Raw genomic sequence first — 19,062 nt, forward strand, 5'->3', positions numbered from 1 at the left:
GCGTCGCGCGATTGTTCGAATCGTCGAGGGCTTGTTCGCACGCCGAAGGGCAATCCCCTGCTGGCTCTCGAGAAGCCCGTCCGAGTATTCGCGTCTATGGTGCGAGCATTCGCAATGCGAAGTCGACTTCGTCCTCGCCGCTGGGGTGCTCGATGCCCAGAACGGGGGCATAGAGAAGGTGCTCAACTCCGACTTCGCGGGCGCGGTCCGCGATCGTGGTTGCATGATTTACGTGGTGAAAGAGCAGGGCCACGCTGGTCGGGAATTCATTCGGTTGGTTCTTGTTGCGGACGAAAATGGGGGGGTCGTCTGCTGTCAGAAGTGCGAGCATGTCGACACGGGCCCGGTAGGCCCGAATTTCGGGCGAATCAAACTCCTCGAGTTCGGAGATGCCGTAGAAACCGAGAAGCCGTTTCTCGAGTCCCAGAAGCTTCGCACCCTCGAGAACGCCGATGCCGAGATCGGGAAATACATCCGTGCTCCATCGGGCCACGTCGTAGGTTGCCTGCGTCTCGAGCAGGATCACGCCGCGGACTCGCGTCGATTGCCGCAGGACCGGGTCGGTGCGAGAAGGTTCGGCGAGGTCGTCGTTTGCGCCGATCCAGAGGCTCATGCCGGCGCCGGCTGAAGCTCCGACGAGCACGATGCGATTGGGGTCGACGCCCAGTTCCGCGGCATAGCGGCGGATGAATTGAACAGAGCGGGCTCCGTCCTGCAGAGGAGTGAGTACGCCGACACCCTCGGACCGGTTGAGAAATCGGTAATCGACACTCGCGATCGCGACTCCCATGTCAATCAGTCTCTCGATCCGGGCAGCCCAGCCATTGGCCCACGCCGACGACCGTGAACCACTGGCGAAGCCTCCGCCATGAAAGAAGATCACCAGAGGAGCTCGATCCTTGTTGTTCGGGAGGAGAATATCGAAGAGGTTTTTCTCGTCGGAGGGGCCATAGGCGATCGCTTCATGAAAGCTGGCATCAAGTCCGGAGAGTGCTTCCGGGAGTGCGGTCGGCTCGGTCAGGACCGGCTGTGAGTCGGAGTCCCCACAGCTCGCGATCAGCAAGAGGCTGAGGGCAATCAGGAAACCGGCCGGGTGCCCACGACCGCTACGATCTGCTCCAAATGCACTATTCTTCATATACTTGTTTTGTCGTTCTGCGCGATTGAGTGCAAGACGGGAAATCGCGAATCCCGAGCGACAAGATTCCAGTCGAAGCGGATCAATCGCTCAGGTAAGGGTCCGAGGAAGCCGAATGTCGGACAAGATCAGAGCCTGGCTCTTCCGCAGAGCTTCGTCGCAGGGGTATAAGCGGACATGAATCATCTCCATGGAGCTTCTGCCTCCTGCAGGTTTTGCTCCCCTTGCGAGCAGTGTGCTTCCGGCTCAGCGGTTTCGCCAGGCGGCGAGGCTTGCGCAGTGCAAGCAGGGGGTTCCAGTGATCGAAGACTATATTGAACGGATCCGGAAGGCGCGCGTTTATGACGTAGCCGAGCGCACGCCACTGGAACTCGCGCCGCGGCTTTCGGAGCGTCTTGGGAATCAGGTGCTGATCAAGCGTGAGGACCTGCAGTCGGTGTTCTCCTTCAAGTTACGGGGCGCGTATAACAAGATGGCACAGCTGACGGAAAGACAGCGTGCCGATGGTGTAATTGCTGCCTCTGCTGGCAATCACGCGCAAGGAGTGGCTCTGGCCGCGCAGAAGCTGGGACTGCGGGCACTGGTCGTCATGCCCACGACCACACCTTCGATCAAGATACAAGCGGTCCAGGCCCGTGGGGTAGAGACCATGCTCGTGGGCGACAGTTACGACGATGCCTATACTCACGCTCGGAAGCTGGAGTCAGAGCAGGGTCTCACTTTCGTGCATCCATACGACGACCCCGACGTGATCGCTGGCCAGGGCACAATCGGAATGGAGATCCTGCAACAGCACCGCGGGCCTCTTCACGCCGTCTTCGTCCCGGTTGGAGGCGGTGGTCTCATCGCAGGGGTGTCGGCTTACGTAAAACATCTCTACCCGGAGGTGAAGATGATTGGTGTGGAGCCCGAGGATGCGGCTTGCCTGAAGGCGGCTCTGGATGCGGATACTCGCGTGACTCTCGACCGCGTCGGCTTGTTTGCCGATGGAGTCGCTGTCCGACAGGTGGGGGACGAACCATTCCGTATTGCACGCGAGACCGTGGATGAAGTGGTTACTGTGGGGACTGACGAGATTTGCGCGGCGATCAAGGACTCCTTTGATGACCTGCGTTCCGTGGCAGAGCCCGCTGGAGCCTTGGCTGTCGCAGGGATCAAGCGCTACGTGAAACTGAAGGGCATTCGCAGGCAAACACTGGTGGGGATTCAGAGCGGAGCGAATCTGAACTTTGATCGCCTCCGTCACGTTGCGGAGCGCGCGGATCTCGGTGAAGCGCGCGAGGCAGTTTTCGGCGTTACCATCCCCGAGTGCCCGGGTGCCTTCGAGTCTTTTTGCAAGATTCTCGGCGCTGTCCCTGTCACCGAGTTCAACTACCGCATCGGCGATCTTGAGCAGGCACATATCTTCGTTGGGGTCGGTTTGCAGCGTGGCGACGAGGAACGCGAAGAGATTCGAACCAGGCTGGAGCAAGCCGAGTTGCCGGTCGTGGACATGAGCCAGAACGAACTCGCCAAGTCGCATGTGCGCTTCATGGTTGGCGGCCGCGCTCTGGCGGCGCATGAGAGACTCGTCCGCTTCGAGTTCCCGGAACGGCCCGGTGCGCTCCTGCAGTTCTTGCAGGCCATGGGGCATCGATGGAATATCACTCTTTTTCACTATCGGAACCATGGAGCCGCCTTCGGGCGCGTTCTCGCGGCCATGCAGGTGCCAGATTCCGAAACCAACGAGTTTCATGGATTTCTCGATGGCGTAGGTTACCGCTGGGTCGACGAGTCGGACAACCCGGCCTACCAGCTCTTTCTCCGCTGACGAGACAGGCGGCTATCGCCTCGTTGCATCTATTGTCGCAACAGTTCGCGACCTTCTAATGTTTCTGGAGAAGGGGTGTACCAGATAGGACTGGTCCATACGCGTTCCTGGATGATGGGCGCGACGACATCCGGGGGCGGTACGCCCAACGCAATGGCGTCTCGCGTGCTCCATCGGCAAACCGGATTTTCGAGGACTCGCACATAATAGAAGGCTGGAACCGATGCATCGAAATCCGGGTCTTTCCAGGTGGCCGCAAGAGTAGCCGCTCCCTTGTCGGACGAAATCGCGCAGGTCCTCAGGTCGACTTCGGCTCCATTGTTCGGGCAGCGGTGCGTGTTCGGATCGACCTCGCCGCCGTCGGAACAGGCGACATCGTAGACCTTCTCCATCATCTCGCCGTCCTTGGTCCATCCTTTGATAATCTGGATGCGTTGGAGCGGAGCGCTATTGACGTCCCGGAGGGCCGAGACCGCGAACGTCGGCGCACTCGAAGGTTTCTTGCCCGCCGCTTGTGGGTTGAGGTCGCCCCCCATGGGCACACCGGTCGCGTAGGCTTGTTGTACCCAATTCGGCTGCGCTGTCAGTTCGGTCTCGAAATTCCACCCTGCAAAGAAACGCGGTACGATCTTTACTCCGGAGGAAGCGAAGGTTTCCTTGCGTCGATGGCTGCAAAAATTGCGTCCCGATGATTGCCCTCGGCCCAAACCCCCGTGATTCCGCCGGCTGACAGCCGAGCATTCAGGTTTTTGGCCGCACCCGCGAGGGGAATTGTGCCGGTCATGCGGTCTTCCGGTGTGGAGTCGAGTACGGCAGGCCCGCCGTGATAGTTGAACTCCTCCCATGTATGCGTCGAGCCGTGATCATCGCCGCCTTCGAGCCCGAACTTCAAGGGATTGGCTCCAATCGTTTCCTGAAAACGGAGTCCGGACTTGTAGGCCTCGCGGACATATGAGGTCTTCTGCTGCTCGATCCGCTGCCAGCTGTAGAGACTGAAGGGTAGCAACTCGAAGTCGGCAAACTCATCTTCGGGCGCAAAACTGGGCATCGTCTCGGAGGTCCCCTTGAGTTGCATCATCTCGAAAAGGGGCTCGTTTGCCATGCGCCGCATGGCGTATTCGGCCGAGATCGGTGCGCCCCAGGAGTCTACGGGTTGGAACATCCGACCATTGCTCATATTCCCATTATGGGGAATGGCCAGATTATCGTTCCCTCGGGCGCGCTCGTTTTCCAGGTAGGTCCAGAGGTCTTCGGGCTTGGTGGAATCGATAGCGGAGAAAGGCAGGTCGGGTACCTTTTTTGCGTCACGGAAGATGACGTTCCGATGCAGGTTCTCGCCGTTGGGCATCGAACTCCACTCGAATGCGGCAAAGGTCGTGAAGGTCCCGGGTTGGTAATATCTCTCCGCCAGTTCTACCAGCGCCTGCCAGATGGTTCGGGTGGAATCGTTGTTGTACCCCTCGGGGACGACGCCGGTTCCAGCAGCGGTTTGCAACGCATTCAGAAACCGGGCCCCACCTGCCTTCTGATCCGGGTCGCGCAGATCTTTGCCAAGCGACGTCTGGTAGAGGGTAGTTGCCGGGTCGCTGGCAATCTGCGCAATGCCGATCATCTCGGCATGGTCGGTCAGCATGAAGAAATCGAGCGGAGATTTCAGCTGCACTTTGTAGCCACCAACGTGCTCCACCTTATCGCCACGTGCGAGCCTGTAGGCAGTTTCCGGAGGAAGGCGATTCCCGAACCCGAATGCGTCACTCGAATATGCCGAGTGTGCATGCGTATCTCCGAAGTACACCCTGCGGTCGACTGAAGTGTCCGCGGCCAATGCGCTCGAGCCCAAAAGCGAACCGAACGCCATCGCTCTCAAAGCAGCGGTTCGTAAAGCGCTGAGGGGCGCCATTTTCGATAGTTGGTGATACCAGTCTGCGAACATGCCAGAGCGAGGCGCCCGGCCCCTGTGTCAGAATGCATCGCTGAAGTAGAAAATAAACTTCGCAGGATAGCAAAGAGATTGTGGCCTTGACCTTCCAGATTGACCAGGCAGCGGCCGAACGGGATTTTTCCTCGTCACCGTTGCGGCTGTTCTTTTCGGGAAATTTCGGAAAGATCGCCCGGGCGGCAGAAACGGCCAGAAAAGCACGGTAGGACCTCTGGCCAAGGGGTGGCGAGGGATCTAAAAAGAAACAGGATGATCGATCTCGGAGACAGGGGCCTGCTGCTCTTTGATGGAGACTGCGGGGTCTGCAGCAAGCTTGCGGAGTGGGCCGCGGAGCGGGACGGCGGTCGCTATTTTCGCGTCGAGCCCTATTTCGAGTTCAGCGAGGAGCAGCTTGCGCCGTATGGGCTCAACTGGGCCGACTGCACGCGTGCCGTTCAGCTAATCACTTCGGAAGGCAAGGTGGTCGAGGGTGCCTTCGCGGTGAATCGATTCTTGTGGAGGCTGCCGCCTTTCAAGCCGCTGGTGGTCATTCTTTACCTCCTCTTCCCGCTCATCGGTATCGAGATGCTCGGCTACGCCATCGTTGCCCGGAACCGTCACCGCATCAGCGCCGCGCTGGGGATGAACGAATGCAAGATTCGTACGGCCGAGGACGTTGGCGCACCGCCAGCGGTCGACGATCACTGAGCGTCCGGCCTTGGTTGCGCCACGGGCATCTCCGAAAGCAGGCATCTGCCGGGGTGGTTGGCGGGCTTGAGCTTGACGAAACCACCGAGGTTAGGTCAGAAGGGGCGTCTGTGGCGTCCGCCCCGACCTGCAGCTTTGGGCGCAATTGTTCCTTGGACAAGAGAGAGAGAATCATGAAAACAGTTATCGCGAGCTTGCTGATCCTGTCGGTCATTCCATTGCTCTGTGCGTGGATTGCGGCCTACTACAAGCAGAAGCAACTTGGGAACGTTGACAATAAGGAGCCCCGCATCCAGACGATGCAACTCACCGGTCCGGGTGCACGGGCGAGTGCGGCGCAAGGCAATACCTGGGAGGCTCTCGCTGTCTTCAGTGCCGCTGTTCTCGCCGTCTTGATCAGTGGTGCCGATTTGGAGAGTATCTCGACCCTGAGCACGATCTTCGTGGCTCTGCGTATTGCATACGTCCCGGTCTATATTGCGGATCTGGACAAGCTGCGCTCGCTGATTTTTCTCGCCGGATTCGGTATCTGCATGTACCTGTTTTCGGTGGCGCTTGGCGCTGGCTGATCCTGCAGGTGTCTGGCCGCTGCCTGTGCGGCCCTGAACAGGGAGGCCGACTCCGTCGTCTTGTGGGAGCGGCCTCCTCCCGGAATCGGAAACGACATTCATCCGGGATTTCGATTCCAGGCCATGATTGCGCACACCGCCCCTGATATTTTCGCTGGAGCCGGACCGATGCCGGGAGCGGGTTGGAGGCCTTTTACGGGATGCGTTTCCAGACCCGCTTCTGATTCGAGAGGATGGGGCCGGGTTCGAACTGCTCGTCAATTTCGAGCAAAAGTAGCCATGGTGTCGCTGTTTCAGGGTAGTAGAGCGCTTCGATCTTGAGATCACTGTTGAGGAGTTCGCGCAGATCTCGGTTCGCGCGAACCTTCACCGCCGGGAGCCCGGCCTCCCAGGATACGATCTCGGTTGCCGAGGTCGCCACAATTCCCGAATCGGGTAGGGCCTTCCTTAGTTCACGACGCTTTGCTTCCTGCGTGAGAATCCCTTCTGAAAAATCTGCGCCGAGCGCAATGCGGCCCAGACGCGCATAGTCGGCCATTCCTGCCAGGAAATAGACAGCGGCCACGCAAAGCACCGCGCGTGTCGCAAATCGCCTCGCGGCGAGCGAGGTGTGGTGTCCTCGCAAGCGTTCCACCATCGGCAATGCCTGCTCGACCAGCAGCACCCACAATCCGCCGATACCCAACAACAACACCATCGGGACAAAGCTCGAATAGAAACGTCGTTCATGGTGCATCAGAGAGAGCAGCAGCACTCGGAGCCCGTAGGAGGACGCCAAGAAAATCCAAACCTGTCGCCTGCGATGCTTTCCGACCCAGAAGATCGAGGCTGCGGCCGCGAGGGCAATCCAAAGATGGCCTTCTCCGGCAAACAATTCCGGCCTTTGAAAAGCGTAGGTCCAGGACGACAGCTTCCCGGAGATCATGCCGATATTCTCGATCAACTGGTCAAGGAATGACGACGTAAGCCGGCTTGCATAGGGGTCGGTGCCCATTTCGGACGCTCGGAAAAGATTCCGGTCGATCGAGAGCATAGCCACCGGCTCACCAGTCACGGTCAGGTTCCGTCCGACCCAAGGCAGGACCAGTGCGGAGAAACCGAATACGATGCCGAGGGTGGATCGCCAGAGGACTCGCCTGTGCGAAAAAGCCAACGAGACGAAGGCTGCAGGGACCAGCACGAGCAGGTCGTACCGCAGCAGGAAGGACAGAGCGAGCAACAGCCCCAGCAATACGGATTGCTGCAGGCTGCGGTGTGCGGAGAGCAGTGCCCATGCGACCGCAACGATAAGGGCGGCGGCCCAAGTCTCTAGTAGCCCGGAGAATACGAAAAAAATCAACCAAGAGTTACAACAAACGGCGAGGCCCGCGATCAGCCCGGCCACGGGTGAAAAAAGTCGGGCCCCCAGGGCGGTAACGCCGAGCGCCAAAAAGACAAACCCGATGGCACCCGTCAGGAGCACCCCCTCGACGGTCGGGCCGGTGAGATGAAAGACTGCGGCATATAGAATCGTGATTAGGGGAAAGCGGGCCACATTGGGCCACGGTGGCGTCAGAGGAACGCCATGACTCTCGTACCAGGAGAGTATGTAGGGGTAGGTTTGTAGAGAGGTGAAGCCTTCCCCGCGATAGAGTTGACGCCCCATCTCTGCGTAATGGAAAGCATCGGGAAAGTTCAAAGTATGGGGTGAGAGAATCCACAGCGCGGCCATCTCTAAAATCGCGAAAGCCCCGACAAGGCCCGTGACTTGCCACCTCCGCTTTCTGCGCCAAGGTATTTGGATATCGGTGGCCATCGCAGGTGGATCCTCGCTCGAATGAACTTGACGGTCAACTCAACATGATGCCGGGCCTCCTTTGGCTTCGCAGCGGTGCGGCTTGTCCCGCCGAACTTTTGTTGTTGTATTTCGCGCCGGATCGATGTCGAGCGATCCTTCGCGGCTGGCGAGGTCGCCCATGGCGGGCTCCTCGACGGATAACGCCTCGATCCCGTTGACCAGGGTTGTCTCCGCAGGATAGCTAGAGCCCATGCAGGCAGAAGAGAAGGACCTTCGAAGCAACCCCGGCGATATTCTTGGCTGGCCGGTTCTCAAGATCGACTACCCGACGGCAAAAGAGAATATCGCAGCTCTGCTTCCGCCCGGTCTGGAGCCGAGCGCCACCTCGAACGTGCACCTCTCGATCTATTGCTATCCGGTCCCCGACGAGCCGGAATTCGGCATCGTGATCGCGGTCGATGCGGACTATGAGGGCACGCCTGGTATGTACACGCTGGGCTACGGGATTGATCAGGAGTCAGCGATCTATATCAGCAAGGATATGAACGGGCAGCCGAAATATCCGTGCGATATCGAGTTCTTCCGTCTCGGCGATTCCGTACGCGCTCGTTGTTCGCATCAGGGATATACTTTTCTTGAGTACCGCGGGAAAACCGTTGGCGAGGCGCAGTTGCCGGCCGAGCAGGTCGAGCGGGAGTGGTGGATCAAGGTTTCGCGCGCTGTAGGCGGCGCGGAGAAAGCTTACGATTTCCCACCGCATATCGTACAAGTGAAGACGGATTACCAGCCCATCCACCGCGATACGGTCGAAGGGGAGCTGCGTCTGTTGGAAAGCCCCTGGGATCCGATCGCCGAGCTTTTGCCGAACCACGGCGAGGCGAGCGCCTGGCTCTCGACGGCCATGCCGACATCGCGCGATATCACCATGGAAGGCAAGCTGGACCCCGACGGTTTCTGGCCGTTTGTCGACACGATCGGGAGTTCGCGCTGGCCGGGTAGCGGTGGTGGCCCCCGGCCCCGAAGCTAGAGGCCTGTTCGATGGCGAAGGGAGCGATTCGCTCATTCGATTTTTTTTGATCGGGTTTGGGACCCCGCGAGCATGGCCGGGATCGCCGATGGGTTCGCGTTCCTTCTTCCCGAAGACGCCTCGTTTGTCACTGGTTCGGCTGCGATGGTGGATCGCGGTCATGGAGCGATCCCGGTTCGAGGGGATGGTGTGCGCGCCAGCGAGTCGTTGATCTGAAAAAGAACTTCCGGCCGCCTGGTCGGGAGTTGACGGTCGGCACCAGTCTGGGGCAAAAGAACTTTTATCAGAGCTGTTTTGAGCCGACCACCGATGTGTTTCGGTGGCGGCGATTTCAGGAGGAAGCATCGTGAAGAAATACCGCGTGATTGAGTGGGCAACGGGAGTCGTTGGCAGTGCTGCGTTGAAACGCATCATCGAACACCCGCAGCTCGAGTTGGCCGGGGTTAAGGTCTATAGTGATGAGAAGACCGGCCGGGACGCCGGCGAACTCGTCGGTCTCCCCGCGACCGGTGTGCTGGCCACTCAGGATGTCGATGCGATCCTCACGGCTGATGCGGACTGCGTGATCTACTGTCCGATGCCATGGGATCTCGACGAGATGTGTCGGATCCTCGAGTCCGGCAAACACGTGATCACGCCTTGCCCCTATTGGTTCCCCTGGAAGCAAAACCCGGAAGTCACCGCGCAGATCGAAAAGGCATGTCGCACGGGTGGCGTGAACCTGCACGCGTCGGGCTGCAACCCCGGCGGCATCGCCGAGCGGTTTCCACTGACCTTCAGCGGATGGTGCAACCGTATCGACCGGATCACGATCACCGAATACGGAGACTGCCGCGACTACGCATCAGAGCCGGTTATCCGTGAGGTCATGAATCTGGGCAAGACACCGGAGACGGCCAAGGACAATCCCATTCAGGCCTTGCTGGCAAACAGCTGGTATGAGCCGATCGACATGATCGCCGAGGGGCTCGGTTGCGAGATCATCGACTATGAAAGCGACAACGAGTATGTTCTGGCCAACCAGGATATCGATACCGCAGCCGGGGTCATCGAGAAGGGGACGATCGCTCTGAACCGCAGCCGGCACGTCGCTCAGACCCGTGAGGGAACCGAGATTGTCGAGGAGCAGATCTGGTTCATGGATGATCTCCACCAGACCCGATTGGAGTCCAAGCTCGATATTCCGCGGGACTCGGGCTGGCGAATTCGCATCGAGGGTGATGTGAACCTCATCTTCGACGTGCAGATTGATGCGTCTGAGCAAAAGGAGCGTACCGCGCAGGGAATCCAGACCACCGGTTTCCATTGTGTGAATGCTGTCCCGCTGGTCTGCGACGCGCCGAACCCGGGCATGAAGACCTATCTTGACCTGAATCTGATCGCCGGTCGCATGGGGACGCACACCGAGCGCTGAGCGGAGCGGCGCCCCATGCCGACCGCGCGCCGACCGCGCGCCGACCCCATGCCGACTTCCCCCCGAGCACCGAGTGTCGTTTTCTTCGACCTTGATGGAACTCTGACCGATCCGAAGCCCGGGATTACCGGTTGTATCCAGTACGCGCTCGAGCGGCTGGGTGAGCCTGTTCCCGGGCAGGATGCGCTCGAGTGGTGCATCGGCCCGCCTCTGATCGACAGTTTCGAGAAACTGGTCGGTGTCGAGCGCGCCGGGCAGGGTGTGGATCTCTATCGAGAGCGGTTCGGTGATGTCGGGCTCTTCGAGAATCAAGTCTACCCCGGGATTCCTGCGGCATTATCCTCACTTCTGGAGTGCGACCTGAGACTCTTTGTCGCTTCCAGCAAGCCGAAAGTCTACGTGGATCGGATCCTCGAGCACTTTGATCTCGTGGCGTATTTTGAGAAGTCCTATGGCTCGAATCTTGACGGCACCAGAACCGACAAGCGCGAGTTGCTCTGGCATGCTCTGGCGACAGAGCGTGTCGTTGCGGCAGAAGCGATGATGGTGGGGGACCGAGGTGCTGACGCGGTGGGCGCCCTTCATAACGAAATGCCTTTTCTGGGAGTCCTCTACGGGTACGGTTCTCGTAAAGAACTTGAGCAGGCCGGCGCGACTCGATTTGCCGCGCGCCCGCGCGATTTGGTGGCTTCTCTTGTGGAGGGAAGCTGAAGGATCCGGCGTGCTCGCACCCGGTAAAGCAGGTAGGAGTTGCGAATGGCAGACGAAACGATCGAACTCGAAGCAAACGGCCTTCGTTTCCGTGCGCTCGCGGCAGGCGACGGCGATCCGGTCCTTTGCTTGCATGGATTCCCCGACCACTACGAGTCCTTCCGCCATCAACTCCCCATGCTGGCCGACAATGGCTATCGCGCCGTGGCACCGATGATGCGCGGCTACGAGCCTTCGTCGCAGCCCGGACGCGATGTTGCGGCCTATCATCCGATGCGGCTTGCGCATGATGTGGTGCAGTGGGCGCGTGTTCTGGGCGATGGCCGTCCGCTGCATCTTGTCGGGCACGATTGGGGTGCGGTCGCCGGTGCGCTGGCGTGTTTGCTCGAGCCATCGCTCTTTCGGTCCTACACTTCGGTGGCGATCGCGAATTTTCAGGCGGTGGAGGATGGCATCCGCAATCATCCGGGGCAGATCCGCAACTCCTGGTATATGGTCTTCTTCCAGCTGCGCGGACTGGCAGACTGGATCGTTGCGCGAAACGACTTCGCGTTTATCGAGAAGCTTTGGCGGGATTGGTCGCCGGGTTGGGCCTGGGAGCCCGAGGCGATGGCTTCCCTGAAGCAGACGTTCCACCAGCCGGGTGTGCGGTGGTCGGCTCTGGCCTACTACCGTGCGATGCTCAACCCATTTCTGGAGGATTCGAAACGAGTCCGAGAGCTGACCCGTGCCCAGACGCATGTGCCGACCATGGCGGTCACCGGTGCACTTGATGGGTGCATGGAGACGCGTCTGTTCGACTATCTCGACCCAGCGCTTTATCCCCGGGGCCTGCGGCGGGAGAGGATCGAGGGAGCCGGGCATTTCGCGCACCAAGAAAAGCCCGATGAGTTCAATCGATTGCTTCTCGACTGGCTTGGTGGGCAGACCTGACCCACGCCCCGCCCAGCAGGGTACAACCGGAGTCGTGCCGCTCCCGGCAGGTGGATGCAACACCAGGTGCCGGCATCGGACCAAGCTGTCGCGGTTGCGGCGCGGCTGCAGTGGCTGCAGGGTCTACCGCGGCCGCCGCGCTCCGAGTCGAGCCAGCGTGGCGTGTAGCCGTCCCAGATACGATACGGGCATGGTTTCGGGACCGCGCGGGGCAACCTCGGGCCAGCGAACCAGTTCCTCATGGGATACGCCTGCGTCATGTCGTGCGCATAGCTCCTCGGGGTCAAAGTCTACCCCGATCGGATTGGTCGCGAAGTCGGGCCCATGCAAAAACGCACTCAACGCTTCAGCGGTTGTGAAGTTGTCGACTTGAAGCTCGACGTAGTTCCCGTCCGGATCGCCGTAGTACATCGAGGTTGTGCCACCGTGATTGATGCACCATCGCGGCAAAATATCGGTGGCTTTGAGCCTTCGGTATGTGTGAACGAGCTCGCCGAGACTCTCGTACGTGAAGGCCACATGATCGACTGCCGCCAGAAAGCCGGGCCGAGTGAACAAGCCGGGCATATTCGCGATCGCGATACGGTGGTGTTCCTCATCGTAGGTGAGGAAGGTGACCTGATCGTTGGCGAAAACCGTCTCGGCTTCGAGTACCGTCTTGTACCATTGCACCATCGCGTCGTAGCGACTGGTGCGCATCACCGCGTGGGCGAGTCGGATTGGTGCGATCCGGCCGCGCTCGCGGGCCGGCTTGGGAAGTGCTTTCGGCGCGATCATCTCAGTCTGTCCTTTGGGGTGTGCGTGGGCCGATGCGGTTGCGCAGAACGCCAATCCGCTCGATCTCGAGTTCAACCTCGTCGCCCGGTTCCAGGAATCGCCAATGTTCGATACCTGTCCCGTCCCCGACGGCCCCGGTCCCGAAGAACTCCCCCGGGCACAGGCGTTCGCCCGCAGATGCCTCGGCGAGCATGCTCTCGAGCGAGTGATACATGTCTGCCGTGTTCCCCACGCCATGAGTCTGGCCGTTTACCCGGACTTCCATCCGCAGCGATGTCGGGTCCGGGATTTCATCGGCGGTCACGATCCAGGGGCCCATCGCGTTGCCTCCCTCGAAGTCTTTTCCCTTGCGCGGACCCAGCGCGCCGCCGCGCATCTCTCGGAGCAGGCGGTCGCGAGCAGAAAAGTCGTTATACACCGTGTAGCCGAAAATATGTTCCCTTGCGGCGCTTTCGCTGATGTCCTGGCCCGCGCGGCCGATCACGAGGCCGAGTTCGAGTTCGTAGTCGAGTTTGGTTTCCCGGAAGGTGGGCCAGGGGACTTCGTCCTCGGGTCCGATGACGCTGAGGGGGTTTCCCTTGTAGTAGGCTGGCGCCTCATAGAACTCACCGGGGATCTTTACGAAGCCAACGATTCCGTTGAGAGCAGCTCCCACGCGCCCGAGCCGCGCCTGGACGAGGGCATCGACAGATTGACGCATGTGTTTTTCGTAGACGCTGAAGCAGCGCATTCGGACGGGGCGCGGCAAGGGTGCATGAAGGCGCACCGAGCCGAGTTCGTGCACGCCGCGTTGTTCGCCGGTGGCATCGACTTTTTCGGCGAGATCGCGGACCTTGTCGAGAGCGGCTTCCCCGGCTTCGATCAGGGATTGCAGACTTGCGAGCTCGGGCGGAGCTGTCGCCGCGCCCGTCGTTGCGCAATACGCTTCGGGGAGCTGGGCGAGACGGCTTCCATCTCCCAGAAGAACTCCCGGCATCGCTGCCTGTCCGGGTGTTGTGAAAGTTGTCAGTTTCATGTCGTTGTCTCTCCGGGTCTCTAGCGGGAACCCCGCAGGGAACGCTGATCTGCCTTGTTCACGGCTCCGATGGCGTCGCGCCGGGGATCAGAATGCTGCCGAGAAGGTCCGCATACTCTTCAACGACCTCGGGAGAGCGTGGGTCCCGCCCCGAAAGAAGTTCGAATTCGGCAGCTTGCGCGAAAAGGCCCGCTGCCGTCATGGCCATGAATGTCAGAAGGGCGGGATTGCCTGCCACAGCTGCACCCGTTGCCTGGAGGCGTTGCAACTGGTCGCGCAAGCCCTCGAACATCGGCCGCACGTGATTGTCGACCAGCCAGTGCAAGCGCTCGCCCGGGCATCCTCCCTCCTGGAGCATGAAGCGAGGCATCTCCGGGTGGTCTGCACTGAAACGGATGAAGTCGCCCAACAAGAGTCCCGCACGTGTGCTCTCATCGACGTCACCGAGCCCCTCGAGCCGTCCCGCCAATCGCGTCTGCAGTTCTCCGAAGCCCCGTTCGGCAGCGGCTTTCCAAAGATCGAGCTTGCTCGAATAATGATAGGTCACGAGTTGTTGGGTGACACCGGCACGGCTCGCAATGTCGCGGGTGCTCGCCCCATGGAACCCAGCTTCGGAGAACGCCACCAGCGCAGCACCCTCGATGCGCTCGCGTGACACGAGCGTTCGCGCCTGAACGCGACGTTTGCGCCCGGATTGTCTCCGATCGGTTTGTGAAACCGACAGATTTTGGGCTTCTGGCTCATTCTCGGGATTTGAAATAATCCTGTTCACTTCACCAGTATTAGTATCGGAGGGCGCTTTTCGTCAAGGGGCGACGGGTGGGGTCTGTGGATATTCCAACCGGTGTTCGCTTTCGTTGGTTCCGCTTTGGTTGCGCGTTGTTTCCCTGTTTAGCCGTTTCCCCCGCTGCTATAGTCGGGCGCATGGTTTCCCGAAGAGGATTTCATAAGGTTGCGGGTGCCGGCATCGCGGCCCTCGCGTTCTCGAGTCGTGTCGGCAACGCCGCGGCGTCCGGTCCAAAACCGGCGCCGCTTTCGTCTGCTGGTAGCGCGCGGGTCTCTCTGGCGGCGTCTCGAGCCGGTGAGGCTTCGGGCAATGTCGCGACGGCGGTCCGCCGTGCGGCCGAGGAGGCGACCGATTTCGCATGGCTGAGCCGCGGTGATTCGGTTCTGATCAAACCCGTCTGCAATTCCGGCAATACCTTCCCGGCCACCACCGATCCCGCAGCTCTGCATGCAATGATCCTGCTCCTCAAGGAGAAGGGTGCCGGCCGGGTTCTGGTCGGGGACATGTCGGGCGTTCAGTTTGTTCGCTTCCAGAAGGATTCGCTCACCGGAAGTACGCGATCGCTGATGAAGAGTGCCGGCCTTCTGCAGGCGGCCGAGGAGGCTGGCGCGGAAGTTGTTGCCTTCGAGGAAGCCGGTTGGGATGGGTTTGTCCCGGAGAGGCCGCGCCAGGGACCGGATTGGCGCGGCGAGATCCTGATGCCCGAGGTCGTCGATCGGGTTGACCATATCGTGTTGATGCCGCGATGTGCTCGGCATGTGCTCGCCGGAAGCACCCTTGGACTCAAGGCCGCCGTTGGTTGGTGGCGTACCGATTCGCGGCTGGAATACCACCACGATGCCGGCTCCTTTTCACGGAAGACAGCCGAAGCCAATTCCGTCCCGAGTCTCCTCGACAAGCAGCGGCTGGTCCTGTCGAGTGGCACCAAGGTCCTGACCACCTTCGGTCCGGATCAGGGCTTTATCGCGGAACCCGAGGTCGGGCTGGTCTATGCATCGACATCCGTACTCGCGCACGACATGGTCTCTCTGGCGTGGTTGATCGAAAACCAGCAAAGAGCAACGCCGCGTTCCGCACGCGAGGGCTTCCTTGATGATCCGAACCAGAACGGTCTGGCGGTCAATCTGATCAACCGCGGCGTGACCTACATTCTTGGCGGGGGACTTTCGGGCTTTCTGTCAGCCGAGACGCTTGAACGCTACGACCTCGACTCGGTCTGGGATGATCGTGTGCTCCGCGAGGGGTTCCGGATGAACGGCGGTGTTCCGGACCTGGAACTGGCGGCAGCGGATCACGATGTGCCCGCGGAACTTCAGGCAAGGCTCGAGGCAGCAACCCAGTTGAGTTGAGCCAGTCCGCTTCCTTCCATGGGATGTGTCTCGCAAGGAAAACGAGACTGGAAGCGGGGGCGGCGCCGGCAGGATTTGGCTTGACGGATTTGCGGCCGGGGCTGTAGAAAAAGAGATGGTTCCTCGATCGATTTCTGAATTCAGGCGATTGATTCTTCATGCTTTTTCGGAGGGAGGCCCTCTGCGCGCCCCCGGTAGCAGGAGTGCGAGCGCTAGGCTATTTCTGGCGCTTTTCGTTCTATGTTTCGGTGCGGGCCAAGCTGAGGCGGCGCCGCTCTTCGTGAACGAATATAATGGCGTGCGCGATGACCGCTACCTCAACGGCGGCGACGAGATCGAGGATGACGACGGGGAGCAGGCGGCCGACGTTTTTCTGGGACGGATCGTCGGCAACGGTGGCAACTGGTTCGAATTGGTTGTTACCGCAGAGATCCTCGATGTTCGTGGCTGGCAGATTCTCATCGACGATGACGGCGGGTCGACGCTGGCAACTCTGACCTTTTCACAAGACCCGCTTCTCGCCACCCTCCAGGCCGGAACCATCATCACGATTGCAGAGGACCTGTTCGAAGACGCCAGCTACGATCCGGACGCCGGCGACTGGGGGATTCAGTTGACGGCGGGGTCGGCGGGGTCGGGCACCTACATCAGTGCAACGCCATTTGCCGTTTCGCATGACGATACCACGTTCGAGATTCGCAACGACAGCGGTTTGTTGGTCTTCGGACCCAATGGCGAGGGCGTCAATGCGCCTTCGGGGGTCAGCAGTCGCGAGGTCGGTGCTCTCGAGGCCGATCCGAGCGCCGGGGTTACCGCTACCTCACCGGACTATGACGATGGCACGTCGAGCACGTTCGGGGCTGCCAATGTTGTGGGCGGAGGCGAGACACAAGACTTCTCTGCACTACGCATCGGCCTCCCGGTTGGTGATCTGGACTTCGACGGCTGGGCCGACTGTGCGGACAATTGCCCGGAAGCGGCGAATATCGATCAGGTAGATACGGACGAGGACGGGTTTGGCGATGCTTGCGATGCCGATCAGGGATCGCCGGCTGGACCGGGGCTCCCCGCGGAGGGTTGCGCTGTCGAGGATCCCTTTGATCCTGAAGTTTTGATGCAGGTCGAGGTCTTCATGAGTCAGGCCGATTGGAATGCACTCCGCCTGGAGCCGCGGCCTTTGAACGAGCTTTTCCCCGCGACGTGTCCCAAAGCGCCGGCTGAGTCGCCTTTCGAGTTCTTTCCCGCCGACGCCACCATCAATGGCGTTACCATCACCAATATCGGCGTGCGCAAAAAAGGCTTTCTCGGTTCGGTCAATTCGCAAAGGCCGTCGCTGAAGTTGAAGTTTTCGGAATTCGAGGATGACCAGAGACTCTTCGGCCTCAAGCGCCTGACTCTCAATAACGGCAATCAGGACCCGTCTCGCATCAAAACGTGTCTCTCCTACAAAGTTTTCACGGATGCCGGAGTCCCGGCCCCGAGATGTAATTTTGCGCGTGTCCAGGTGACTCATGAGAACGGCACCGTGGATCTCGGCATTTACGCACATGTCGAGTCACTCAAGAGTGCCTTTTTGCGACGTTCTTTCGGTAGCGCCGACGGAAACTTGTACGAGGCGGCCGCGCTGGCAGACCTCGAAACCGACTCTGTCGGATTCTACGAAATCAAAAACAACGAGGACACCAACGACACGGCCGACATCTGGCGACTTGCCGACACGGTCACCAACGCTTCGAGCGACGACCTGCTGACAGATCTTGGGGACCTTCTGGATGTCGACGAGTTCCTGACCTTTTGGACGACCGAGGCATTGGTCGGGCACTGGGACGGCTACGCCGGGGATCGCAACAACAATTATATGTACGTGGATCCCGCTACCGGTTTGTTCCGGTTTATACCCTGGGGGACTGACGATACATTCGGTCGGGGAAATCCTTTCGGTGGAAACGAGGAGGTAGCACCGCTCATTTGGTGGGAAGGACGACTTGCCTGGCGCCTCTACGGCAAGGGGACCGTCGCCTCGGCATACCAGACAAGAATGCAATCGCTCTTCGATACCATCTGGGACGAAGCTGAATTGCTTGCCGAGATCGATCGTATGGAGGCTCTCATTACACCTTTTACCGGTGATATCAGCGCCCATACGGCCAAGATCAGGAATTTTGTGACCACGCGTGAGGCAAGGTTCGTCGCAGAATTCGCCGGGGGGCCGCCCTCGCGAGGGAACCCCGGAGAGCCACGCCCCTGTTTCGGCGGCACTAATTTTGGATCGCAAGTGGAATGTCCGGTTTGTGATTTTGAACGCGAGGATGAGAAGTGCCAGGAAGCGATTGCCAAGGCAGGCCTCGGTTTGGTGAAAAAACGCATGATCGATATGCGTCGGTGTCGCGAATTGCTGGGCAAGGGGGTTGGGTTGACGTTGGCGGACGGGGTGACCGTACTCACCGACCCGGAAGACTGCGGCGAGGAGCTTCGTGTGTCGCAGTCCACAACGAAGCTGGCCATAAAGTCTCGCAAGAAGATCGCGGCCAAGTGCACCAACCCGATCGTGGCGAAGCTCGCGACTTGCGCAAATAGTGTGAACGCGCTGATCACTGTGGACGGTCTCGCCGGCTGCCTCCTCGACGATCATCTCGACCGCGCCGACGCCATGGTTGCCTACGAATTTGGAGCGAACCCTCCGGACGATAGTGCGGCACGCAAATGTCAATCGGGACTGGCTCGGGCCGGTCTGGCCTACGCGACAAAGACAATGAAGGCCGTCCAGAAATGCCGAGATAGCAGTAATGCCGGCAAAGACCTGTTCCTGGACAAGGAAGGGAGCCGGCCGCTGGTCTCCTCAGCCGAGTGTTCCAGCGAGTACCGGGCCGCCGCCGAAATCGCTCGCGGTGGGATCAAGGCGCGCGCCAAGCTCGAGCGCAGCGGCTGCGATGCCGGGACGCTCACCTCTCTGGATACTTGCGCGACCACGTTGGATGGGATGGTGGGAGCCGACGGAACGACAGGCTGCTTTATCGAAGGGCACGATGCCGAGCGCTTCCAGGCGGTGCGCAAGCAATATTGTGACGAAAAGATCTGTCCCTAGACTGCGGCGGGGTTTCGGGAGCGTGTTTGCATCCGGTCGCCCCG

At 60.1% G+C, this 19,062-nt stretch carries 18 protein-coding genes; 10 read left to right on the top strand and 8 right to left on the bottom strand.

The annotated features are described in order from the left end of the window. Positions 1-94: 94 nt before the first annotated feature. Entirely contained in the window at positions 95-1,138 is a 1,044-nt protein-coding gene (locus P8K07_16335; protein ID MDG1960094.1) for an alpha/beta hydrolase, read from the bottom strand. A gap of 190 nt (positions 1,139-1,328) precedes the next feature. Between P8K07_16335 and ilvA the strand changes: the two genes are divergently transcribed. Beyond that, a complete protein-coding gene (ilvA, locus tag P8K07_16340; protein ID MDG1960095.1) occupies positions 1,329-2,948 on the top strand; it encodes a threonine ammonia-lyase, biosynthetic in 1,620 nt (539 codons plus the stop codon). Between the two features lie 29 nt (positions 2,949-2,977). On the opposite strand, the gene P8K07_16345 is transcribed toward ilvA, so the two are convergent. Together P8K07_16345 and P8K07_16350 are read right to left on the bottom strand one after the other, a co-directional pair. Next, entirely contained in the window at positions 2,978-3,655 is a 678-nt protein-coding gene (locus P8K07_16345; GenBank protein ID MDG1960096.1) for a DUF3604 domain-containing protein, read from the bottom strand. Further along, complete coding sequence (locus tag P8K07_16350) at positions 3,580-4,806, bottom strand: DUF3604 domain-containing protein (GenBank protein ID MDG1960097.1); 1,227 nt, start codon at positions 4,804-4,806, stop codon at positions 3,580-3,582. Before P8K07_16350 ends, P8K07_16345 begins: the two co-directional genes overlap by 76 nt. A 330-nt stretch (positions 4,807-5,136) precedes the next feature. On the opposite strand from P8K07_16350, the gene P8K07_16355 reads away from it, so the two are divergent. Together P8K07_16355 and P8K07_16360 are read left to right on the top strand one after the other, a co-directional pair. Continuing rightward, positions 5,137-5,574 carry a DCC1-like thiol-disulfide oxidoreductase family protein gene (locus tag P8K07_16355; protein MDG1960098.1) on the top strand — a complete coding sequence of 146 codons (438 nt, stop codon included), beginning with the start codon at positions 5,137-5,139 and terminating at the stop codon, positions 5,572-5,574. Between the two features lie 173 nt (positions 5,575-5,747). Beyond that, positions 5,748-6,143 (top strand): MAPEG family protein, encoded by a 396-nt coding sequence (locus tag P8K07_16360; GenBank protein MDG1960099.1) that lies wholly within the window; start codon positions 5,748-5,750, stop codon positions 6,141-6,143. Between the two features lie 193 nt (positions 6,144-6,336). Here P8K07_16360 and P8K07_16365 read toward each other — a convergent pair whose 3' ends face one another. After that, on the bottom strand, positions 6,337-7,854 hold the full coding sequence (locus P8K07_16365) for a glycosyltransferase family 39 protein (protein MDG1960100.1): 1,518 nt from the start codon (positions 7,852-7,854) through the stop codon (positions 6,337-6,339). A gap of 123 nt (positions 7,855-7,977) precedes the next feature. Next, the gene (locus P8K07_16370) at positions 7,978-8,172 is read right to left on the bottom strand and encodes a hypothetical protein (GenBank protein ID MDG1960101.1); all 195 of its coding nucleotides are present in this window, start codon (positions 8,170-8,172) and stop codon (positions 7,978-7,980) included. Here P8K07_16370 and P8K07_16375 point away from each other — a divergent pair. The 5 genes from P8K07_16375 to P8K07_16395 all read left to right on the top strand — a co-directional run bounded on the left by P8K07_16375 (position 8,171) and on the right by P8K07_16395 (position 12,005). After that, on the top strand, positions 8,171-8,947 hold the full coding sequence (locus P8K07_16375) for an acetoacetate decarboxylase family protein (protein ID MDG1960102.1): 777 nt from the start codon (positions 8,171-8,173) through the stop codon (positions 8,945-8,947). The genes P8K07_16370 and P8K07_16375 overlap by 2 nt on opposite strands. 72 nt (positions 8,948-9,019) lie before the next feature. Next, complete coding sequence (locus tag P8K07_16380) at positions 9,020-9,163, top strand: hypothetical protein (protein ID MDG1960103.1); 144 nt, start codon at positions 9,020-9,022, stop codon at positions 9,161-9,163. Positions 9,164-9,293: 130 nt separating this feature from the next. Next, a complete protein-coding gene (locus P8K07_16385; GenBank protein ID MDG1960104.1) occupies positions 9,294-10,361 on the top strand; it encodes a dihydrodipicolinate reductase in 1,068 nt (355 codons plus the stop codon). A 48-nt stretch (positions 10,362-10,409) separates the two neighbouring features. Then, a complete protein-coding gene (locus P8K07_16390; GenBank protein MDG1960105.1) occupies positions 10,410-11,072 on the top strand; it encodes an HAD hydrolase-like protein in 663 nt (220 codons plus the stop codon). A gap of 45 nt (positions 11,073-11,117) precedes the next feature. Then, positions 11,118-12,005: an alpha/beta fold hydrolase gene (locus P8K07_16395; GenBank protein MDG1960106.1), complete on the top strand. Its 888-nt coding sequence runs from the start codon at positions 11,118-11,120 to the stop codon at positions 12,003-12,005. A 123-nt stretch (positions 12,006-12,128) separates the two neighbouring features. Here P8K07_16395 and P8K07_16400 read toward each other — a convergent pair whose 3' ends face one another. Genes P8K07_16400 through P8K07_16410 form a run of 3 tightly spaced genes read right to left on the bottom strand, consistent with a single transcriptional unit; the run spans position 12,129 to position 14,455 of the window. Beyond that, a complete protein-coding gene (locus P8K07_16400) occupies positions 12,129-12,782 on the bottom strand; it encodes a VOC family protein (GenBank protein MDG1960107.1) in 654 nt (217 codons plus the stop codon). A gap of 1 nt (position 12,783) precedes the next feature. Beyond that, entirely contained in the window at positions 12,784-13,797 is a 1,014-nt protein-coding gene (locus tag P8K07_16405) for a fumarylacetoacetate hydrolase family protein (GenBank protein MDG1960108.1), read from the bottom strand. Positions 13,798-13,855: 58 nt separating this feature from the next. Further along, positions 13,856-14,455 carry a TetR/AcrR family transcriptional regulator gene (locus P8K07_16410; protein ID MDG1960109.1) on the bottom strand — a complete coding sequence of 200 codons (600 nt, stop codon included), beginning with the start codon at positions 14,453-14,455 and terminating at the stop codon, positions 13,856-13,858. A gap of 266 nt (positions 14,456-14,721) precedes the next feature. On the opposite strand from P8K07_16410, the gene P8K07_16415 reads away from it, so the two are divergent. Both P8K07_16415 and P8K07_16420 read left to right on the top strand, forming a co-directional pair. After that, entirely contained in the window at positions 14,722-15,933 is a 1,212-nt protein-coding gene (locus P8K07_16415; GenBank protein MDG1960110.1) for a DUF362 domain-containing protein, read from the top strand. A gap of 280 nt (positions 15,934-16,213) precedes the next feature. Next, the gene (locus P8K07_16420; protein MDG1960111.1) at positions 16,214-19,018 is read left to right on the top strand and encodes a CotH kinase family protein; all 2,805 of its coding nucleotides are present in this window, start codon (positions 16,214-16,216) and stop codon (positions 19,016-19,018) included. Positions 19,019-19,062 lie beyond the last annotated feature (44 nt).

It is taken from the genome of Candidatus Binatia bacterium, assembly GCA_029248525.1.
Taxonomy (GTDB): domain Bacteria; phylum Desulfobacterota; class Binatia; order UBA12015; family UBA12015; genus UBA12015.

Excerpts from the sequence above, each read along its gene's own strand:
- P8K07_16335 (MDG1960094.1), bottom strand. The coding sequence starts at position 1,138 with ATGAAGAATAGTGCATTTGGAGCAGATCGTAGCGGTCGTGGGCACCCG.
- ilvA (MDG1960095.1), top strand. The coding sequence starts at position 1,329 with ATGGAGCTTCTGCCTCCTGCAGGTTTTGCTCCCCTTGCGAGCAGTGTG.
- P8K07_16350 (MDG1960097.1), bottom strand. The coding sequence starts at position 4,806 with ATGGCGTTCGGTTCGCTTTTGGGCTCGAGCGCATTGGCCGCGGACACT.
- P8K07_16355 (MDG1960098.1), top strand. The coding sequence starts at position 5,137 with ATGATCGATCTCGGAGACAGGGGCCTGCTGCTCTTTGATGGAGACTGC.
- P8K07_16360 (MDG1960099.1), top strand. The coding sequence starts at position 5,748 with ATGAAAACAGTTATCGCGAGCTTGCTGATCCTGTCGGTCATTCCATTG.
- P8K07_16365 (MDG1960100.1), bottom strand. The coding sequence starts at position 7,854 with ATGGCCGCGCTGTGGATTCTCTCACCCCATACTTTGAACTTTCCCGAT.
- P8K07_16375 (MDG1960102.1), top strand. The coding sequence starts at position 8,171 with ATGCAGGCAGAAGAGAAGGACCTTCGAAGCAACCCCGGCGATATTCTT.
- P8K07_16370 (MDG1960101.1), bottom strand. The coding sequence starts at position 8,172 with ATGGGCTCTAGCTATCCTGCGGAGACAACCCTGGTCAACGGGATCGAG.
- P8K07_16380 (MDG1960103.1), top strand. The coding sequence starts at position 9,020 with ATGGCCGGGATCGCCGATGGGTTCGCGTTCCTTCTTCCCGAAGACGCC.
- P8K07_16390 (MDG1960105.1), top strand. The coding sequence starts at position 10,410 with ATGCCGACTTCCCCCCGAGCACCGAGTGTCGTTTTCTTCGACCTTGAT.
- P8K07_16395 (MDG1960106.1), top strand. The coding sequence starts at position 11,118 with ATGGCAGACGAAACGATCGAACTCGAAGCAAACGGCCTTCGTTTCCGT.
- P8K07_16400 (MDG1960107.1), bottom strand. The coding sequence starts at position 12,782 with ATGATCGCGCCGAAAGCACTTCCCAAGCCGGCCCGCGAGCGCGGCCGG.
- P8K07_16405 (MDG1960108.1), bottom strand. The coding sequence starts at position 13,797 with ATGAAACTGACAACTTTCACAACACCCGGACAGGCAGCGATGCCGGGA.
- P8K07_16415 (MDG1960110.1), top strand. The coding sequence starts at position 14,722 with ATGGTTTCCCGAAGAGGATTTCATAAGGTTGCGGGTGCCGGCATCGCG.